Annotated in this window: 14 protein-coding genes; 9 read left to right on the plus strand and 5 right to left on the minus strand. The window is 71.3% G+C overall.

What is annotated here, in order from left to right; genetic code table 11:
- Positions 1-11: 11 nt before the first annotated feature.
- Genes AB0M43_RS17995 through AB0M43_RS18005 form a run of 3 tightly spaced genes read left to right on the plus strand, consistent with a single transcriptional unit; the run spans position 12 to position 3,525 of the window.
- Positions 12-1,319: an extracellular solute-binding protein gene (locus AB0M43_RS17995; RefSeq protein ID WP_363725956.1), complete on the plus strand. Its 1,308-nt coding sequence runs from the start codon at positions 12-14 to the stop codon at positions 1,317-1,319.
- The gene (locus tag AB0M43_RS18000) at positions 1,316-2,575 is read left to right on the plus strand and encodes an ABC transporter permease subunit (RefSeq protein ID WP_363725958.1); all 1,260 of its coding nucleotides are present in this window, start codon (positions 1,316-1,318) and stop codon (positions 2,573-2,575) included. Before AB0M43_RS17995 ends, AB0M43_RS18000 begins: the two co-directional genes overlap by 4 nt.
- On the plus strand, positions 2,572-3,525 hold the full coding sequence (locus AB0M43_RS18005) for a carbohydrate ABC transporter permease (RefSeq protein WP_363725960.1): 954 nt from the start codon (positions 2,572-2,574) through the stop codon (positions 3,523-3,525). The genes AB0M43_RS18000 and AB0M43_RS18005 overlap by 4 nt, the downstream gene beginning before the upstream one ends.
- 137 nt (positions 3,526-3,662) lie before the next feature.
- On the opposite strand, the gene AB0M43_RS18010 is transcribed toward AB0M43_RS18005, so the two are convergent.
- A complete protein-coding gene (locus AB0M43_RS18010) occupies positions 3,663-4,535 on the minus strand; it encodes an EamA family transporter (RefSeq protein WP_363725962.1) in 873 nt (290 codons plus the stop codon).
- 75 nt (positions 4,536-4,610) lie between these two features.
- On the opposite strand from AB0M43_RS18010, the gene AB0M43_RS18015 reads away from it, so the two are divergent.
- Complete coding sequence (locus tag AB0M43_RS18015; protein WP_363726972.1) at positions 4,611-5,099, plus strand: MarR family transcriptional regulator; 489 nt, start codon at positions 4,611-4,613, stop codon at positions 5,097-5,099.
- Positions 5,100-5,144: 45 nt separating this feature from the next.
- Positions 5,145-6,674, plus strand: a complete 1,530-nt coding sequence (locus AB0M43_RS18020) for an AMP-binding protein (protein WP_363725964.1) — start codon at positions 5,145-5,147, stop codon at positions 6,672-6,674.
- A 171-nt stretch (positions 6,675-6,845) separates the two neighbouring features.
- Here AB0M43_RS18020 and AB0M43_RS18025 read toward each other — a convergent pair whose 3' ends face one another.
- Entirely contained in the window at positions 6,846-8,069 is a 1,224-nt protein-coding gene (locus AB0M43_RS18025) for an ATP-grasp domain-containing protein (protein ID WP_363725966.1), read from the minus strand.
- An 816-nt stretch (positions 8,070-8,885) separates the two neighbouring features.
- Between AB0M43_RS18025 and AB0M43_RS18030 the strand changes: the two genes are divergently transcribed.
- On the plus strand, positions 8,886-11,372 hold the full coding sequence (locus AB0M43_RS18030; protein WP_363725968.1) for a DUF3516 domain-containing protein: 2,487 nt from the start codon (positions 8,886-8,888) through the stop codon (positions 11,370-11,372).
- 166 nt (positions 11,373-11,538) lie between these two features.
- Here the strand turns inward: AB0M43_RS18030 and AB0M43_RS18035 are convergent, their stop codons facing one another.
- The gene (locus AB0M43_RS18035) at positions 11,539-12,915 is read right to left on the minus strand and encodes an FAD-binding oxidoreductase (protein ID WP_363725969.1); all 1,377 of its coding nucleotides are present in this window, start codon (positions 12,913-12,915) and stop codon (positions 11,539-11,541) included.
- A gap of 189 nt (positions 12,916-13,104) precedes the next feature.
- Between AB0M43_RS18035 and AB0M43_RS18040 the strand changes: the two genes are divergently transcribed.
- The gene (locus AB0M43_RS18040; RefSeq protein ID WP_363725971.1) at positions 13,105-13,923 is read left to right on the plus strand and encodes a YndJ family transporter; all 819 of its coding nucleotides are present in this window, start codon (positions 13,105-13,107) and stop codon (positions 13,921-13,923) included.
- Here AB0M43_RS18040 and AB0M43_RS18045 read toward each other — a convergent pair.
- Together AB0M43_RS18045 and AB0M43_RS18050 are read right to left on the minus strand one after the other, a co-directional pair.
- A complete protein-coding gene (locus AB0M43_RS18045) occupies positions 13,890-15,215 on the minus strand; it encodes a radical SAM protein (RefSeq protein ID WP_363725972.1) in 1,326 nt (441 codons plus the stop codon). The two genes, AB0M43_RS18040 and AB0M43_RS18045, sit on opposite strands and share 34 nt — an antisense overlap.
- The gene (locus AB0M43_RS18050) at positions 15,212-15,370 is read right to left on the minus strand and encodes a hypothetical protein (protein ID WP_363725974.1); all 159 of its coding nucleotides are present in this window, start codon (positions 15,368-15,370) and stop codon (positions 15,212-15,214) included. Before AB0M43_RS18050 ends, AB0M43_RS18045 begins: the two co-directional genes overlap by 4 nt.
- A gap of 135 nt (positions 15,371-15,505) precedes the next feature.
- Between AB0M43_RS18050 and AB0M43_RS18055 the strand changes: the two genes are divergently transcribed.
- Both AB0M43_RS18055 and AB0M43_RS18060 read left to right on the plus strand, forming a co-directional pair.
- Positions 15,506-16,084: a helix-turn-helix domain-containing protein gene (locus AB0M43_RS18055; protein ID WP_363725976.1), complete on the plus strand. Its 579-nt coding sequence runs from the start codon at positions 15,506-15,508 to the stop codon at positions 16,082-16,084.
- A 40-nt stretch (positions 16,085-16,124) separates the two neighbouring features.
- On the plus strand, positions 16,125-16,805 hold the full coding sequence (locus AB0M43_RS18060) for a hypothetical protein (RefSeq protein WP_363725978.1): 681 nt from the start codon (positions 16,125-16,127) through the stop codon (positions 16,803-16,805).
- Positions 16,806-16,829: the final 24 nt, after the last annotated feature.

Here is a 16,829-nt window from a genome sequence, read left to right on the forward strand (position 1 = left end):
GAGGGAACCCCATGAAATTCTTCCTGCGCCTCGGCGCCACCACCGCGGCTCTGGCCCTCGCCGCGGCTGGCTGTAGCAGTAACGATACGGGCAAATCCCCGGCGGACGGCTCCCTGAAGGGCGAGACGATCCAGGTGTCGGCGGTCTGGTCGGGCGAGGAACAGGCCCGGTTCCAGAAGGTCCTCGACGCGTTCGCCGCGAAGACGGGCGCGACGGTGACCTTCAGTTCGACGGGCAACGACATCGCCACGGTGCTCGGCAGCAAGATCTCGGGCGGCCAGCCGCCGGACGTCGCGGTCCTGCCCCAGCCGGGGCTGCTCGCCGACCTGGCGAAACAGGGCGCGCTCCACCCCGTGAACGCGGACACCCAGTCCAATATCGACAAGAACTACGCCCCGATCTGGAAGACCCTCGGCACCGCCGCCGACGGCAAGGTCTACGGCGTGTGGCTGAAGGCCGCGAACAAGAGCCTCATCTGGTACCAGACGGAGAAGTTCACCCAGGCCGGCGTGCAGCCTCCGAAGACCTGGGAGGAGTTCACGGCCGCGCTGAAGTCCCTGTCGGACGCGGGCACTCCCCCGCTCGCGGTGGGCGGCGGCGACGGTTGGGTGCTGACCGACTGGTTCGAGAACGTCTACCTGCGGGTGGCCGGCGCGGAGAACTACGACAAGCTGGCCAAGCACCAGATCCCGTTCACCGACCCGACCGTGGTGGAGACGCTGACCCTGCTGGGCCAGTTGTGGGGCGCGCCGAACACGATCCCGGGCGGGCCGTCCTCGGCGTTGCAGACGAAGTTCGAGCAGTCGGTGACGCAGGTGTTCGGGTCGAGCCCGAAGGCGTCGGTGGTGTTCGAGGGTGACTTCGTGGCGACGAACATCCAGAAGGAGACCGGCGCGAAGGTCGGTACCACGGCGAAGTTCTTCGATTTCCCGTCGATCAAGGGTTCCAAGCCCTCGGTGGTCGGTGGCGGGGACGTGGCCGTGGCGTTGAAGAACACGAAGGGCGCACAGGCGCTGTTGCAGTGGCTGGCCACCCCGGAGGCGGCGGAGGTGTGGGCGAAGCAGGGCGGCTTCCTGTCCCCCAACAAGAACCTCTCGTCGAGCGCCTACCCGGACGAGACCAGCAAGAAGCTCGGCGAGGCCATCATCGCGGCCGGCAACGACTTCCGGTTCGACATGTCCGACCTGGCGCCGAGCGCGTTCGGCGGCACCCCCGGCAGCGGGGAGTGGAAGATCCTCCAGGACTTCCTGGCGAACCCGACCGACGTGAGCGGGACGGCGGCCAAGCTGGAGGCGGCGGCAGCGGCAGCGTACAAGTGAGGAGGGCGCTTCCGTTCCTCGTGCCGGCGGTGCTGATCCTGGCCGTCCTGGTGCTGTACCCGATCGGGTACACCCTGGTCAGGAGCTTCTTCGACGCGGGCGGCGGCTCCTTCGTGGGCGTGGACAACTACCGGACGATGTTCACGTCCCCGGAGACGTTGACCGCGATCCGCAACAACGCGATCTGGGTCGTGGTGGCCCCGACCATCGTGACGGTGCTGGGGCTGCTGTTCGCGGTCCTCACGGAACGGATGCGCTGGCAGACGGCGTTCAAGGCCGTGGTGTTCATGCCGATGGCGATCTCGTTCCTGGCGGCCGGGGTGACCTGGCGGATGGTGTACGACGCGGACCCGGACCGGGGCCTGGCCAACGCGGCCGTGGTCGGGGTGCACGACGCGTTCGCCCCGCCGTCGGACTACCCGGGCGTCCGGCCCCGGGACGGCGCGGGCACCACGACCACCGGCGACGGGAACGTCGAGTTGCCGGCCGCCGCCGGGACGGTCGCGCTGGTGCCGCTGGTGGGGCTGGCCCCCGACAAGGTGCCGTCCGGGGCCGTGGCCGCCGCGCCCCCGGACGCCGGTGCCGGGGTGCGCGGGGTGGTCTGGCTGGACTTCGCGACCGGGGGCGGCGGCCGGCAGCGGGCCATCGACCCGGCCGAGAAGGGCCTGCCGGGGATCTCCGTCGAGGCGGTGCGCGACGGGAAGGTGGTCGGCACCGCGAAGACGGACGGCGCCGGGCGGTTCGCGTTCCCGGAGCTGACCGGCGACGGGTACACGGTCCGGCTGCCGGCGGACAACTTCGCCCAACCGTTCCGCGGGGTGGACTGGCTCGGCCCGGCGGTGGTGACCCCGGCCGTGATCGGCACGTACCTGTGGATCTGGGCCGGGTTCGCCATGGTGATGGTCGCCGCCGGACTGGCCGCGCTGCCCCGGGACACCATCGAGGCCGCGCGGATGGACGGCGCGTCGGAGTGGCAGGTACTGAGCAGGATCACGGTGCCGCAGCTGCGACCGGTACTCATCGTCGTCCTGGTCACGATGGTGATCAACGTGTTGAAGGTCTTCGACCTGGTGCTGGTCCTCGCCCCGGAGGCCGTGCAGGCCGACGCGAACGTGGTGGCGCTCCAGATGTGGCGGGTGTCCTTCGGCGGGGCCCGGGACTACGGGCTCGGCAGCGCGCTCGGTGTGCTGCTGTTCCTGCTGGTCCTCCCGGCGATGCTGTTCAACCTGCGCCGACTCAAGCGGGAGGGCACATGAGCACGGCTGGGAACGGGGTGCCCCCGGATCGGGTCGGCACCGACGCGGGCACCGGCGCCGCCAAGACCGGCACCGCCAAGGCCAGCGCCGGGGCACCCGCGAAGCGCCCGAAGCGCAACCGGGCCGGCGGCGTCGCCAAACGCGTCGGCGAGGTCGTCCTCGTCCTGATCGGACTGTTCTGGCTGACCCCCACCCTGGGCCTGGCCATCTCCAGCTTCCGTCCGGCTGGTGCGAGCAACGCCTCGGGCTGGTGGACGGTGTTCTCCGCCCCGGGCCAGCTCACCCTCGACAACTACGAGAAGCTGTTCGGCAACGAGCGGATCGTGTCCTCGCTGTGGAACACGGTCCTGATCACGGTGCCGTCCACGATCCTGGTGGTGGTGCTGGGCTCGATGGCGGCGTACGCGTTCGCGTGGATCGAGTTCCCCGGCCGGGACTGGCTGTTCCTGGTCGTGGTGGCGCTGATCGTCGTACCCGTCCAGGTGGCTCTCATCCCCGACGCCGAGATCTTCGGCAAGCTGGGGCTGTTCGGCACCATCCCGGGCGTGGTGCTGTTCCACGTCGCGTTCGGCCTGCCGTTCGCGATCTTCCTGTTGCGCAACTTCTTCGCGGGCATCCCGAAGGAGCTGCTGGAGGCGGCGCGGATCGACGGTGGCGGCGAGGCGGTGATCTTCCGGAAGGTGATCATGCCGCTGGGCTGGCCGGCCATCGCGTCCCTGGCGATCTTCCAGTTCCTCTGGGTGTGGAACGACCTGCTGGTGGCGCTGGTGTTCGCGAACCCGGACTCGGCCCCGATCACGTACGCGATCCGGGAGCAGACCCGGTCGTTCTCCTCGAACATCGACGTGATCGCGCCCGGCGCGTTCCTGTCGATGGTCATCCCGCTGGGGGTGTTCTTCGCCTTCCAGCGGTACTTCGTGCAGGGCGTGATGGCCGGGTCGGTGAAGTAGCGCGACGTGGTCCGGGCCGGTATCTCCTGATACCGGCCCGGACCACGTCGCCGTCGGGAAGCAGCCCGGCGAGCCCCGACCCCCGGCCCCCGGCCCCGAGCCCCCGGCCCCGAGCCCCGGGCCTCCGGCCCTCCGGGTCAGACCTTCACCAGTTCCGGCACCGGGGCCTCCGCCCGCACCCGGGCCGGCGCCGTCGCCCCCACCGCCACGGCCCCCAGCGCCAGCACCGCCCCCACCAGCTGCCACCCGGTCAGCGCCTGCCCCAGCACGATCCAGCCGAGGGTCGCCGCCATCACCGGGCTGAGCAGGCTGAGCATCGACACCTGGGTGGGCTGCAACCGGGTCACGCCGCGGAACCACAGCGGGTAGGCGAGCATGGCGCCGACCACCGCCAGGTAGCCGAAGCCGAGGGCGTTGCCGCCGGTGAAGGTGGCCGGGAGTCCCTCGAAGCCCAGGGTGACCGGGAGCAGCAGGAGGCCGCCGATGGCGAGCTGCCAGCTGGTCAGGGCGAACAGGCCCTCCGGCGGGGCGCCCCAGCGCCGGCCGAGGACGGTGCCGGTGGCCATGATCAGGGTGCCGGCCGCGCCGGCGGCGAGCCCGAGGCCGTCGATGGCGGCGGTGGCCCGCAGCACGATCAGGGTGACGCCGCCGAGGCCGACGATCCCGGCGACGAGCATCCGCGGGTTGGGGACCAGTCGGAGCAGGGGGTAACCGAGGCCGGCGGCGACGAAGGGTTGCAGGGCCCCGACGATCGCGGAGACGCCGCCGGGCAGCCGGTACGCGGAGAGGAAGAGCAGCGGGAAGAACGCGCCGATGTTGAGCACGGCGAGGACGACCGCCCGCCACCGCCACGCCCCCTGGGGCAGCTTGCGGACGAACAGCAGGAGAACGAGGCCGGCGGGCAGCGCGCGGACGGTGGCGGCGAGCAGGGGCCGGTCGGCGGGGAGCAGCTCGGTGGTGACGATGTAGGTGGACCCCCAGATCAGGGGGGCGAGCGCGGTAAGCCACATGATGTTCTCCGTTAAACTTCTCAACGTTGAAGCAGTGCAGAAACCTTAACATGAAGAGGTTCAACGTTGAAAGACATGGTCGACGGGTTCCTGGAGCAGTGGCGGCGCGAGCGCCCCGACCTCGACCCCGCCCCGATGGGGATCATCGGTCGGGTGGCGCGGCTCAACGCCCTCCTCGACCGGGAGCTCAAGCAGTTCTTCGCGGGTCACGGGCTGGAGTTCTGGGAGTTCGACGTCCTGGCCACCCTGCGCCGGTCGGGCGCGCCGCACGAGTTGACCATGGGCGCGCTGCTCGACCACATGATGGTCACCTCGGGCGCGATCACCAACCGGATCGACCGGATGGCGGCCCGCGGGTTCGTCGAGCGGCGCGCGGACCCGGCCGACCGGCGCTCCGTCCGGGTCGGGCTCACCGAGGAGGGCTACCGGAAGGTCAACTCGGTGATCTCCGACCATCTGGACAACGAGCGCCGGATACTCGCGACACTTTCCGGCTCTGAGCAGGCGGAATTGGCTGTTTTGCTGCGGTCACTGCTGATAGGACTCGGAGACGCTCCACAGTAAACTTGGCCCCATTTGCTGATCACCGCGAATCGGGGCTGGGCCGGAATGACACAGAACTACATTTCACGGGTACTGGACCTCTTCGCCCGGTACGGACACGCCGAGGCCATCGTCGCCGACGACCGCCGGCTCACCTATCACGAGCTGATCACGGGCACGCTGTCGATCGCCGCCGCGCTGCACCGCGAGGGGGTCCGGCCCGGGGTGGCGGTCGGCGCCCTGGCGAGCACGGAGCCGGAGGCGGTGCTGTTGCAGTTCGCGGTGCACCTGATGGGCGGCAGGATCGCCTGGATCGCCCCGAACTCGCCGGCCGCGTTCCGGGAGAGGTTCCTGAAACACGCGGAAGTCGACATCTTCGTGTACGACGCGCGCCAGTACGCCGAGGTGGGCGCGAAACTCGCCGCCGGTACCGACCGCCCGGTGTTCTGCCTCGGGGCGGGCGGCGTGGGCCCGGACCTGGTCGCCGGGCCCCCGGTCGGGCGGATCGCGGACCTCCCCTTCGACCTGTCCGAGGTCACCACCGAGCCCCAGGCCCTGTTCCAGACCAGCGGCACGACCGGCCAGCCGAAGCTCGTGCACCACACCCAGCGGTTCTTCGAGACGGCGCTGGCGTTCGCGGCGCACTACACGGCCTCCGGCCAGCACCAGATGAAGCACCTGGCCCTGGGCGGGTTCTGGGTGGTCAGCTCCCAGATGCCCGCGCACATGGCCCTGCTCACCGGCGGCACGTACTACACCGTGTCCGCGTTCGACACGGCCGGGTTCCTGGAGCTGATCGCCCGGGAACGGATCACCGACACCCTGCTCACGCCCCCGGTGCTGTACTTCCTGCTCGACTACCCCGCGTTCGCCACCGCCGACACCTCCAGCCTGCTGCGGGTCAACGTCGGCGGGGCCCCGGTGGCGTCGAGCCGGCTCGCGCAGGCCATCGAGCGACTGGGCCCGGTGCTGCGGACCGCGTACGGGATGAGCGAGGCGCCGATCATCAGCGCGTACCAGAACATCCCGAACGACCCGGCCGTGCTCGCCTCCGTCGGCCAGCCCTACGGCGACCTCAAGCTGGAGATCCGCGACCCGGCCGGCGCGCCGCTGCCCGTCGGGGAGGTCGGCGAGGTGTGGCTGTCGGGCGGCGTGATGATGGCCGGCTACTGGGGCCAGCCGGAACTGACCGCCGAGACCCTGGTGGACGGCTGGCTGCGCACCGGGGACGTCGGCTACGTGGACCCGACCGGCAACCTGTTCCTCGTCGACCGGGTCAAGGACATGATCCTGACCGGCTGGGGCTCCACGAACATCTTCGCCCGCCCCATCGAGGACCTGCTCGCCGCGCACCCGGGGGTCCGCGCGGCGGCGGTGGTCGGCGTGCCGAGCGAGAAGTACGGCGAGGTCGTGCACGGGTACGTGGTCGGCAACCCGGACGTACCCGTCACGGGTGAGGAACTGCGGGAACTCGTCCTGGCCGAGCTGGGCGCGGCGTGGACGCCGGGGGAGGTCGAGTTCATCGACGCGATGCCGTTGACGGAGACCAACAAGGTCGACAAGAAGGCCCTGCGCGCCCGCTACCAGGCCCGCTGAGCCCGACACGGCCGTCGGGGCGCGCGGGAGACCGCGCGTACCCGGCGGGCCACCGTCGCCGGGCGGCCGGGCGCCGGACCCCGGAGACGCCGCGGGAGGTCGCCCCGCCCGAAGACAGGGGCAACCTCCCGGAGACGCCGGCGTGCCCCTGGGCGGGCGCGCCGTACCCGTCTAGTCCTGGTTGATCCGCAGGGCGGCCTGGGCCGACGCGAGGGCGTCGTGGCACTCCTGGGTCGAGTCCCCCACCGCGACGGCGAGGGCGAGCCGGCCGGAGCCCGTGCCGTGCGGCCGCTGGGCGGCGGTGCCGGGCTCGGCGGTGACGACGGTGTGGTCCACGGCCGGGTGCAGCGCGTCCTCGTCGAACCGGAGGGAGTCGATCGTGGTGTCCTCCTCGACGGAGAAGAACCGGATGGCCGCGACCCGGGCCGGCGCGGTGCCGACCACCGGGGGCCGCCCGCAGGCGACGTCACAGGCCACGAGGCCGATGTCGGTACCGGTCGCGAACATCGCCAGGTGGGTGATGTGCCCGCCGGCCATCCGACCGTTGATCTCGATGATCTTCGGGCCGTCCGCCGTCATCATGACCTCGGTGTGCGTGACACCGTCGCGGTAGCCGATCGCCTTGTGCGCGGCCCGGAGCAGGTCGAGCAGCGCGGGGTCCCCGAGCAGCGGGTCGGCGCCGTCGACGGTGTGGCCGGTCTCCACGAAGTACGGCGCGAAGCCGGTGGACTTGCGGGCCAGGCACAGCACGGTCAGCTCCCCGCCGTGCAGGGCGCAGTCGACGCTGACCTCCGTACCGGTGACGCACTCCTCGATCAGGGGCTCGTACACGTAGTCCGGCACGCCGCCGACCGGGTTGCCGGTGCTGTCGTTGTACCGCTCCTCGAGCTGGTCGGCCGAGTCGATCCGGAGCACGCCCATCCCGGCGAGCAGGTCGTGCGGCTTGACGACGACCGGGTAGCCGATCCGCTCGGCGGCGACCCGGGCCTCCTCCAGCGAGGTGACCGGGATCGACCGCGGCTGGGGCACCCCGGCGGCCTCGAGCACCCGGCGGGTCACGTTCTTGTGCCGGCAGGCCTCGGCGGCGTCGAGTCCCGCGTTCGGCAGCCCGAGCCCGTCGGCCACGAAGGCCACCTGGGTCACGCGGGCCTCGTCGTAGGTGATCACGCCGCTGATCGGGTCCCGGGCGTGCAGCTCGCGGGCCGCGGCGAGGGTGTCTTCGGGATCGCGGGTCAGGTGCTTCGTCCACCCGGTCAGGTAGGGCAGCTCCCACGACGGCACGAGACTGGTGAAGAGGTGCAGCCGGTATTTCTCCGCCATGGTCTTCAGGAGGAATTCACGGGCCGGGCGGGTCCCCGTGCGGAGCATCAGCACCAGTGGCCGGTCGTCGGTCATCGCGTTCCTCTTGTTGCGTCGGTCGGGAAAAGACGGTGGACCCCGCCGAAGCGGGGTCCACCGGAGTGCTAGTTAGCCGGCTTCCTTGATCTGCGGCTCGTTCTCGAACTTCGCCTGGGGCTCGTCCTCGCGGAACTTGGCCTGCGGCTCGTCCTCGCGGAACTTGGCCTGGGGCTCGTCTTCACGGCGCATTATATTTTCTCCATCTATGAGTGCGATGAAAGGTGGTACGTCACAAGGATTAGTCGATCACAGACCTGTGTCAAGGACTGCCATCATTAAACATTTCTACAGTGGACGGAGGTCCGGAAAGTCGCTATTCGAGAATCGGACGCAGCTGTCGGAAAGACATCCTTATCCGGACGGGTCCACGATGGCCTCCCCGGGCGCCGGCGACCACTGTCGAGAGTCGGACTTGCCGAGGCTGCCCGGGAGCCTCCCGGTTCGTTCCGGGGGCCGGTTCGCGGCCGGGGTCGGAGTGGCCGGCGATCGACTCCGGGGGCGTCCGGACCGGTTGGTGTCCGGATCGCGACAGCACCCGGTCCGGCCCCGGGGGCTGCGGGGCCGGACCGGCTCCGCGCCGGGGGTAGCGAGTGGGCGGATCCGCCTCGCGCCGGAGACGGCGGGTGGCCGGACCGGCTCCGTGCCGGGACCGGACGCCTCCAGGGACGCCGACCATCCGACGGCCCCCGAGGGCGTCTCCTGTCACCGACCTGGTCGCGCCGCGCGCCGACAGCCCGGCATGGTCGCATCTCGGTCACGCCCGGGCACCCCGGGTAGCCGGGAGCCACCCCGACCAGGCACGATCAGGGCACTATGACTCTCACCGACCGCCTGCCGGGCAGCCCCGATCCCGACGCCCTGTTCGAGGCGTTCACCGCCTGGTCCGAGGACCAGGGCCTGAGTTTGTACCCGGCCCAGCAGGAGGCGCTGATCGAGATCGTCTCCGGGGCGAACCTGATCCTGAGCACCCCGACCGGCTCGGGGAAGAGCATGGTCGCGATAGGGGCGCACTTCGCGGCCCTGGCAGACGACCGGACCACCTTCTACACCGCGCCGATCAAGGCCCTGGTGTCGGAGAAGTTCTTCGCGCTCTGCCAGGTGTTCGGCCCCGAGAACGTCGGGATGATGACCGGCGACGCCCAGGTCAACCCGGACGCGCCGATCATCTGCTGCACGGCGGAGATCCTGGCCAACCTCGCCCTGCGCGAGGGGAAGTCGGCCGATGTCGGCCAGGTGATCATGGACGAGTTCCACTTCTACGCGGAGCCCGACCGGGGCTGGGCGTGGCAGATCCCGATCATCGAACTCCCCCAGGCCCAGTTCATCCTGATGTCGGCGACTCTGGGCGATGTGACCAGGTTCGTGGATGACCTGAGTCGGCGGACCGGCCGGCCGACCGCCGTGGTGAGCTCCGGCGAGCGCCCCGTGCCGCTGCTGTACTCCTACGTCACGACGCCGCTGCACGAGACGATCGAGGAGCTGCTCAACACGCGGCAGGCCCCGGTGTACATCGTGCACTTCACCCAGGCCGCCGCCCTCGAACAGGCCAGCGCCCTGATGAGCATCAACATGTGCACCCGGGCCGAGAAGGACTCCATCGCCGAGCTGATCGGCAACTTCCGGTTCACGGCCGGCTTCGGAAAGACCCTTTCCCGATTGGTACGGCACGGGATCGGGGTGCACCATGCCGGCATGCTCCCCAAGTACCGCCGATTGGTGGAGCTCCTGGCGCAAGCCGGGCTTCTGAAGGTGATCTGCGGGACGGACACGCTCGGGGTCGGCATCAACCTGCCGATCCGCACCGTGCTGTTCACGGGGCTGAACAAGTTCGACGGCATCCGGATGCGGCTGCTCAAGGCGCGCGAGTTCCACCAGATCGCCGGGCGCGCGGGCCGGGCCGGCTACGACACCGTCGGCACCGTCATCGTGCAGGCCCCCGAGCACGTCGTGGAGAACGAGAAGGCCGTCGCCAAGGCGGCCGGCGACGCCAAGAAGCTCCGCAAGCTCGTGAAGAAGAAGCCGCCGGAGGGCTTCGTCGGCTGGGGCGAGCCCACGTTCCACCGGCTGGTGTCCGCCGAGCCCGAGCCGCTGACGTCGAGCTTCCACGTCAGCCACTCGATGGTCCTCAACGTCATCGAGCGCGGCGGGAACGCCTTCGCGAACATGCGGCACCTGCTCACCGACAACCACGAGTCCCCGGCCGCCCAGCGCGCGCACATCCGCCGGACGATCGGCATCTACAAGGGCCTGCGCACCGCCGGCATCGTCCAACAAGAACGAGACGGTGACGGCCGGGTCTCCATCCATGTCACCGACGACCTCCAGCTCGGGTTCGCGCTCAACCAGCCGCTGTCCCCGTTCGCGGTGGCCGCCATCGAACTGCTCGACGAGAACTCCCCCAGCTACGCCCTCGACGTGGTCTCCATCGTCGAGGCGGTGCTGGAGGACCCGCGCCAGATCCTCTACGCCCAGCAGAACAAGGCCAAGGGCGCGGCCGTGCAGCAGATGAAGGCCGACGGGATCGAGTACGAGGAGCGGATGGCGCTCCTGGAGAACGTCACGCACCCCAAGCCGCTCGCCGAGCTGCTGGAGGCCGCGTTCGAGTCCTACCGCAAGGGGCACCCGTGGGTCGCCGACCAGCGGCTGTCCCCCAAGGGCGTGGCCCGGGACATGTTCGAGCTGGGCATGACCTTCGTCGAGTACGTCAGCTACTACCAGCTGGCGCGCTCCGAGGGCCTGGTGCTGCGGTACCTGGCGGACGCGTACAAGGCGCTGCGGCAGACCGTGCCCGAGGACGCCAAGACCGAGGAGCTGCACGACCTGATCGAGTGGCTCGGGGAGCTGGTCCGCCAGGTCGACTCCAGCCTGCTCGACGAGTGGGAGCAGCTGCGCAACCCCGGCGAGGAGGGCACCGGGGCGATGCCCGTGGACACCGCCCCGCCGGCCGTCACGAACAACGTGCGGGCCTTCCGGGTCCTGGTCCGCAACGCGCTGTTCCGCCGGGTCGAGCTGGCCGCGACCGCCCGCAACCAGGAGCTGGAGGAACTCGACCCCGGGTTCGACTGGCGCGGGGCGATGGACGAGTACTTCGAGGAGTACTCGTCCCTGGGCACCGGTCCGGACGCGCGCGGGCCGGCGATGCTGATGATCACCGTGGAGAAGGACCGCTGGCTCGTCCGGCAGATCTTCGACGACCCCGAGGGCGACCACGACTGGGGGATCAGCGCGGAGGTCGACCTGCGGGCCTCCGACGAGGCGGGTACGGCGGTCCTGGAGATCACGTCGGTCGACCGGCTGTAGCGCGACCACCTCGGCGGGGCGCCGGCTGCCCCGCCTGGGCGCCGGCGCTGCCCGGCTGCCCGGCCTGAGTGGCAGCGCTGCCCGGCCTGAGTGCCGGTGGCTCCCCGGGCCGGGGTGCCGGTGGCCGCCCGGGCAACGCCGGTGCCAGCGGCCGGGTGCGCCCGGTCTACGCCGGCCGGATGTTGTGGTTGAGGTGGAACAGGTTGCCGGGGTCGTACTGGCTCTTGATCGCGGCCAGCCGGTCGTAGTTGGCCTTGCCGAACCCGGCGACCACCCGCTCGTGCCCCTCGTCCCCGGTGAAGTTGAGGTAGACGTCGCCGGTGGACCAGGGCTCCATCGCCGTCCGCACGCCCCGCGCCCAGGCCCGGCCGCGCTCGTCGTCGGCCGGGTCGGACCACAGCCCGAACGGGTGCACCACCCAGGGCGCGGACCGGAACGAGATCGGCCAGTCGCCGGTACCGCGCGCCACGGCCCCGCCGAGCGCGAACAGCGCGTGCTGGGACGGCGAGGGAACGATCATGGTCGCGGCGGAGGCGCAGAACGCGTCCACCGCCGGGTCGGGCAGGGCGTCGAGGTGCTCGGCGGACCAGTAGTTGCGGAAGCCGGGCGGGTCGTCGAGCATGCTCTGGAACTCGACGTACGGCAGGGCGGTGATCATCTCGCCGGCCGGGCCCAGCTCCAGCAACGGCCGGGCGATCTCGCGGACGCCCCGCTCGTCGCCCACGAAGGTGAACAGCACCCCGGCGGCGAGCCGGCCGTGCAGGCTCGCGGGCACGAACGGCATCTCGGCGGACCCGGTCAGGTAGATCGCCCCGCCGCCCACCTCGTCGGGGGCGTCGACCATGACGTCCCGCCAGCGCCGGAACACGTCCGGTCCCCGGTCCGCCGGCCACAGCAGCAGGGCGAAGGAGAAGTCGGTGAGCGGGTCGAGGCGGAACGTCAGCCCGGTCGCGACCCCGAAGTTGCCGCCGCCGCCGTGCAGCGCCCAGAACAGGTCGGGGTTCTCCCGCTCGCTGGCCCGTACGGCGCCGCCGTCGGCGGTGATCAGGTCGACGGCGAGCAGCCGGTCGACGGCCAGGCCGAACTTGCGCTCGATCCAGCCGGAGCCGCCGCCCAGGGTGAAGCCGGCGACCCCGGTGCTGGACACCCGCCCGCCGGTGGTGGCCAGCCCGTACGCGGCGGTGGCCCGGTCGAGGTCGCCCATGGTCGCGCCGCCGGCGACGGTCGCGGTCCGGGCGTCGGGGTCGACGGTGACGGAGTTCAACCGGCGCAGGTCGATCACGAGGCCGCCCTCGGTGAGGGCCGCGCCGGCGACGCCGTGCCCGCCGCCCCGGACGGCGATCTCCAGGCCGGTGTCCCGGGCGAGGCGCAGGGCGCCCTGCACGTCCGGTACGTCCGCGCACTGCGCGATCACGGCCGGCCGCTTGTCGATCATGGCGTTGAAGAGGGCCCGGGCGTCGTCGTAGCCGGGTACCCCGGGGGTGAGCAGTGTGCCCTGGAACTCGGTGCGCAGTGCCCGCACGGCACGGTCCAAGGTGTTCATCGCGACCGACCACCCTCCACAGCCGGGCGGCCGACGAGGACCGCCGATGCCCTGAGGCTAACAACGGCTGGCACGTGATCCAGTCCGATCGGGCAATCCAGGCATAGCGCGGGGCCCGCGACCAGCATCACAATGAACGCGATCAATTCGACGTGATAACTTGAACGCGTTCAAGAAATGAGGGATGCCATGACCATCCTCGTCAACCTGATCGTCACCCTCGGCATGCTCGTCATCCTCCCGCTCGGCCTGCGGCTGCTGCACCTGCCCGCGGCCGTGCGCACGTTCTGGCCCCTCGCGGCGGTGCCCGGCGCGATCAGTCTGTGGCTGCCCCGGGGCGCGACGGCGGCGGGACTCGCCGCGGCGTACCTGGCGATGACCTTGATCGTCGCCTTCCAGGCCGGCCGGCGGAGCGGCTGGAACCCCCGGGAACTGGCGGTCCGCACCGCCCTGGTCAGCCCGGCCGTCGCGGCCGCCGCCCTGCTCGTCGAGCGCACCGGGGTCGGCCTGTTCGCCGTCGACGTCGAGGGCCTGGCGCGCGCCCTGCCGCAGCTGCACTACGCCGGGTTCACCGCCGCCCTGGTCGCCGGCCTGATCCACCGGACCGACCAGGACTCGACGGCCGCCCGGATCGCGGCCCTCACCGTGCCGATCGGCGCGGAGACCATCCTGATCGGGTACTTCGTCGGCGGCCACCTCGAACTCGTCGGCGCCCTCGTGCTCACCACCGGCATGTGGTTCGTCGGCTGGCTGATGTGGCGCGACGGGTTCCTGTTCAAGCTCAGCTCGGCGGTCCTGGCCGCCACGGTGCTGCTCGCCGTGCTCTGGGCCGCCGGCGAGGCGTTCGGCACCCCGGGCTTCGGCCTGACCTGGCTGACCGCCACCCACGGAGTCGCCACCGCGCTCGGCCTGGCGCTCTGCGGCCTGCTCGCCTGGAAGCGGAACAACGAGGCGGACCTCGTCGCCGTGCGGCCTCAGAGGGGTGTGCAGCCCGCCGAGAGGGCGTAGAGGTCCAGCCGCCCCGCGACGTTGTGCTTCAGCGGCGGGCAGGGCACATGCCCCTCCCGCCACAGCTTCGGGCACGCGCCCCCGCACAGCGGCAGGATCCGGCAGCCCCGGCAGCCGGTCTCGTCGGCCTCCAGCGCGTCGGCCCAGTCGTCGAACTCCCCCGCCGGGCGGGCCCCGCCGCCGAGGGTCGCCAGGGTCGCTACCCGCCGGTCGGCGAAGCCGGGCACCAGGGGCTGTTCGGTGCAGGAGTACACCCCGCCGTCGGCGGCGACCACCTCGGCGTGCGGGGTGACCGCGACGCACACGACGGGCTTGGGGCTGCCCGGCAGCAGCCAGGTCGTCAGACCGTGCCGGGCGTACGCCGCCAGCCAGGCCAGTTCCGTGTCCGCCATCCGGGCCCGGTCCAGCGCCGCCGCGGAGACGTCGTTGCCCCAGGGGTGCAGCGGCGCGGAGTACAGCGTGACCCGGGGGTCGGCGAGCCCCGCCGCCGCCAGGGTCGCCGCGAACTCGTCGGCCAGGTGCGCGTTGGCCACCCCGACGTTGGTACGGATCCGCCAGCGCAGGTCCCCGTGCTCGGCCAACGCGGCGCCGATCACGTCCACGACGTGCGCGAACGATCCGCCGCCACGCTTGAGGGGCCGGCTCGCGTCGTGCGCGGCGGCCGGACCGTCCAGGGTGACCTCGAAGTAGCCCACCCGGTCCTCGACGTGCAGGGCCGCGATCTTGCGGGCGTCGAGCAGCGCGCCGTTGGTGACCATGTGCGCCGAGTAGCCCACGCCCGCCGTGTCCGCCGCCGCCGTGAACCGCCGCGACAGGTCCCGGACGACGGCGTAGCCCGCCAGGGGCTCGGCACCGAACCAGGAGACGTGCGCGGTGTCGTACCGGCCACTGTCGACGGCGGCGGCGAACCGGGCCGCCAGCAGGTCGCGGTGCCCCGGCCCCGTCCCGCCCCGGACATGGGCCTGCCCGCAGTACGAGCAGGACATGTTGCACCAGCTCGTCGGCATGACCACGAACCGGCGCTCCCGGGTGTCGGCGACCGCGCGCCGGCCCGCCGCGATCACGGCCGCCGGCTCGTCGACCCCGGGCCCGACGAGCAGCCCGGCCGCGCGCAGCGCCCGTTCCGCGTCCTCGGGCAGCGGGGCCCCGCCCGCGAGCCGGCCGGCGGTGACCGGGTCGACCAGGTAGACCCGGGCGGTGGCCGCGTGCAGCACGGGGCGCACGGGGTGCCCGGCCGGGTGCCGGAAGGTGGTGGGCCCGACGATCACGTACCGGCTGGGCTGCGCCTTCACTCGACCGAGCAGCCGCCGTCGTGCCCGCTGTGGGTGCCGTCATCGAGGGTGCTGACCACCTGGGTAATCTCCTCGAGGAACATCCGGAAAACGGTCTCCCCCGCATCCTTGATCTGTTCGACCGCGTGGATCACGATCTGGGGGTCGACGTTCATCACGACTCCTGTGCTTGACCTGTACGTATCGCCGCCACGAAGTAACGCTCACTGTTGGTAAAACGACAAGCTTTTGTCAAACATTTGATACACTTCCTTAACCAAATCAGAGCAGAACGTGATGAGGTAGCGGGAATGGAGCAAGAACCGTCACGCCGCATCGTGCAGGACGTCGACACCCTCAAGGCGCTCGCCGATCCCATCCGCCTCACGGTGCTCGAGTTGATGATGGCCGACCACACCCGCTCGTGGACCGCCAAGGAACTGGCGTCGAGGGTCGGCATCTCGACCACGAAGATCTACTACCACCTGAACACGCTGGAGCAGCGCGCGCTGCTCCAGATCCGCAGTACCCGGATCGTGAACGGCATCATCGAGAAGCACTACGGCGCGAGCCAGCAGCGGATCACGTTCCAGCGCGGCCCCGACCACCCCCGCGACCCCGAGGGCGCGGTGGAGGACGTGATGATGGCCCTGTTCGACCAGGTGCGCGGGGACATCAACGAACGCCTGCTGACCGGCCACAACGTGATGAGCCGCGAGGCGCCGCCGGAGACCCGGGCCATGATCAGCCACTCGATCGCGCACGTGTCACCCGCCCGCGCCGAGGAGTTCCGCGCCCGGCTGCTGGCGCTCGCGGAGGAGTTCCGGGCGGCGGAGGAGCCGTCCGAACCGGAGTACCAGGTACTCATCGCGATCCATCCCAGGAATTGACACCCTTTTCTGGAAGCTTTGTTTTCAGTACGGTGTGCCGATGAGCATCCGGCACCTCGCGGTCGCGGCCGCCCTCGGCGCGGTCCTGTTCGGTTCGGGATGTGTCGGCCCCCCGCCGGCCGCCCAGCCGACCGCCGCGGTCCCCTCCCCCGCGCCCCCGGCGACCATGAACGCCGCCCAGCAGACCCTCGCCGGGACCTGCACGACGGCCCTGGCCCCCCTGCTGACCGCCACCGGCTCGACCGGGGTCGGCACCAGCAACCACACCGCGCTGCAACCGATCTCCGGCGGCGACGGCACGACCGGGGTGACCTGCCTGGACGCCCTCGCTCTGCCGGCCGGCGACTCCGGCCAGGCCACCCGGCACGCGGCCGTCGCCGAGGCGCACGTGCAGCCGGTGACCGCCGCCGTGCAGGCCGACAAGCTCCAGAAGGCCTTCTTCGGGCTGTGCCGGGCCGGCGGCGGCGACGCGCTGCCCCAGCCCCTGGACGGCCGCGACACCGCCCTCGGCAACGGCCTGTCGGTGTACGAGTGGCCGCAGACCGCCACCCTCTCCCACCAGCCGCGCTGCTACTTCTACCAGTCGGCCACCCTGTTGCTGCACGTCAAGGTGACCGTCCTGTTCCCCAACCCCAAGGCACCGTCCGCCGAGGACCTGAAGAAGGGCACGGCGGCCGCCGACGCGTACGCGGCCAAGCTGGTCGAACTGGCAAAAGGCTGACAGTCCCGGCCGCCCCGGTCCGCT

The organism is Longispora sp. NPDC051575, from assembly GCF_040681875.1.
GTDB lineage: Bacteria > Actinomycetota > Actinomycetes > Mycobacteriales > Micromonosporaceae > Longispora.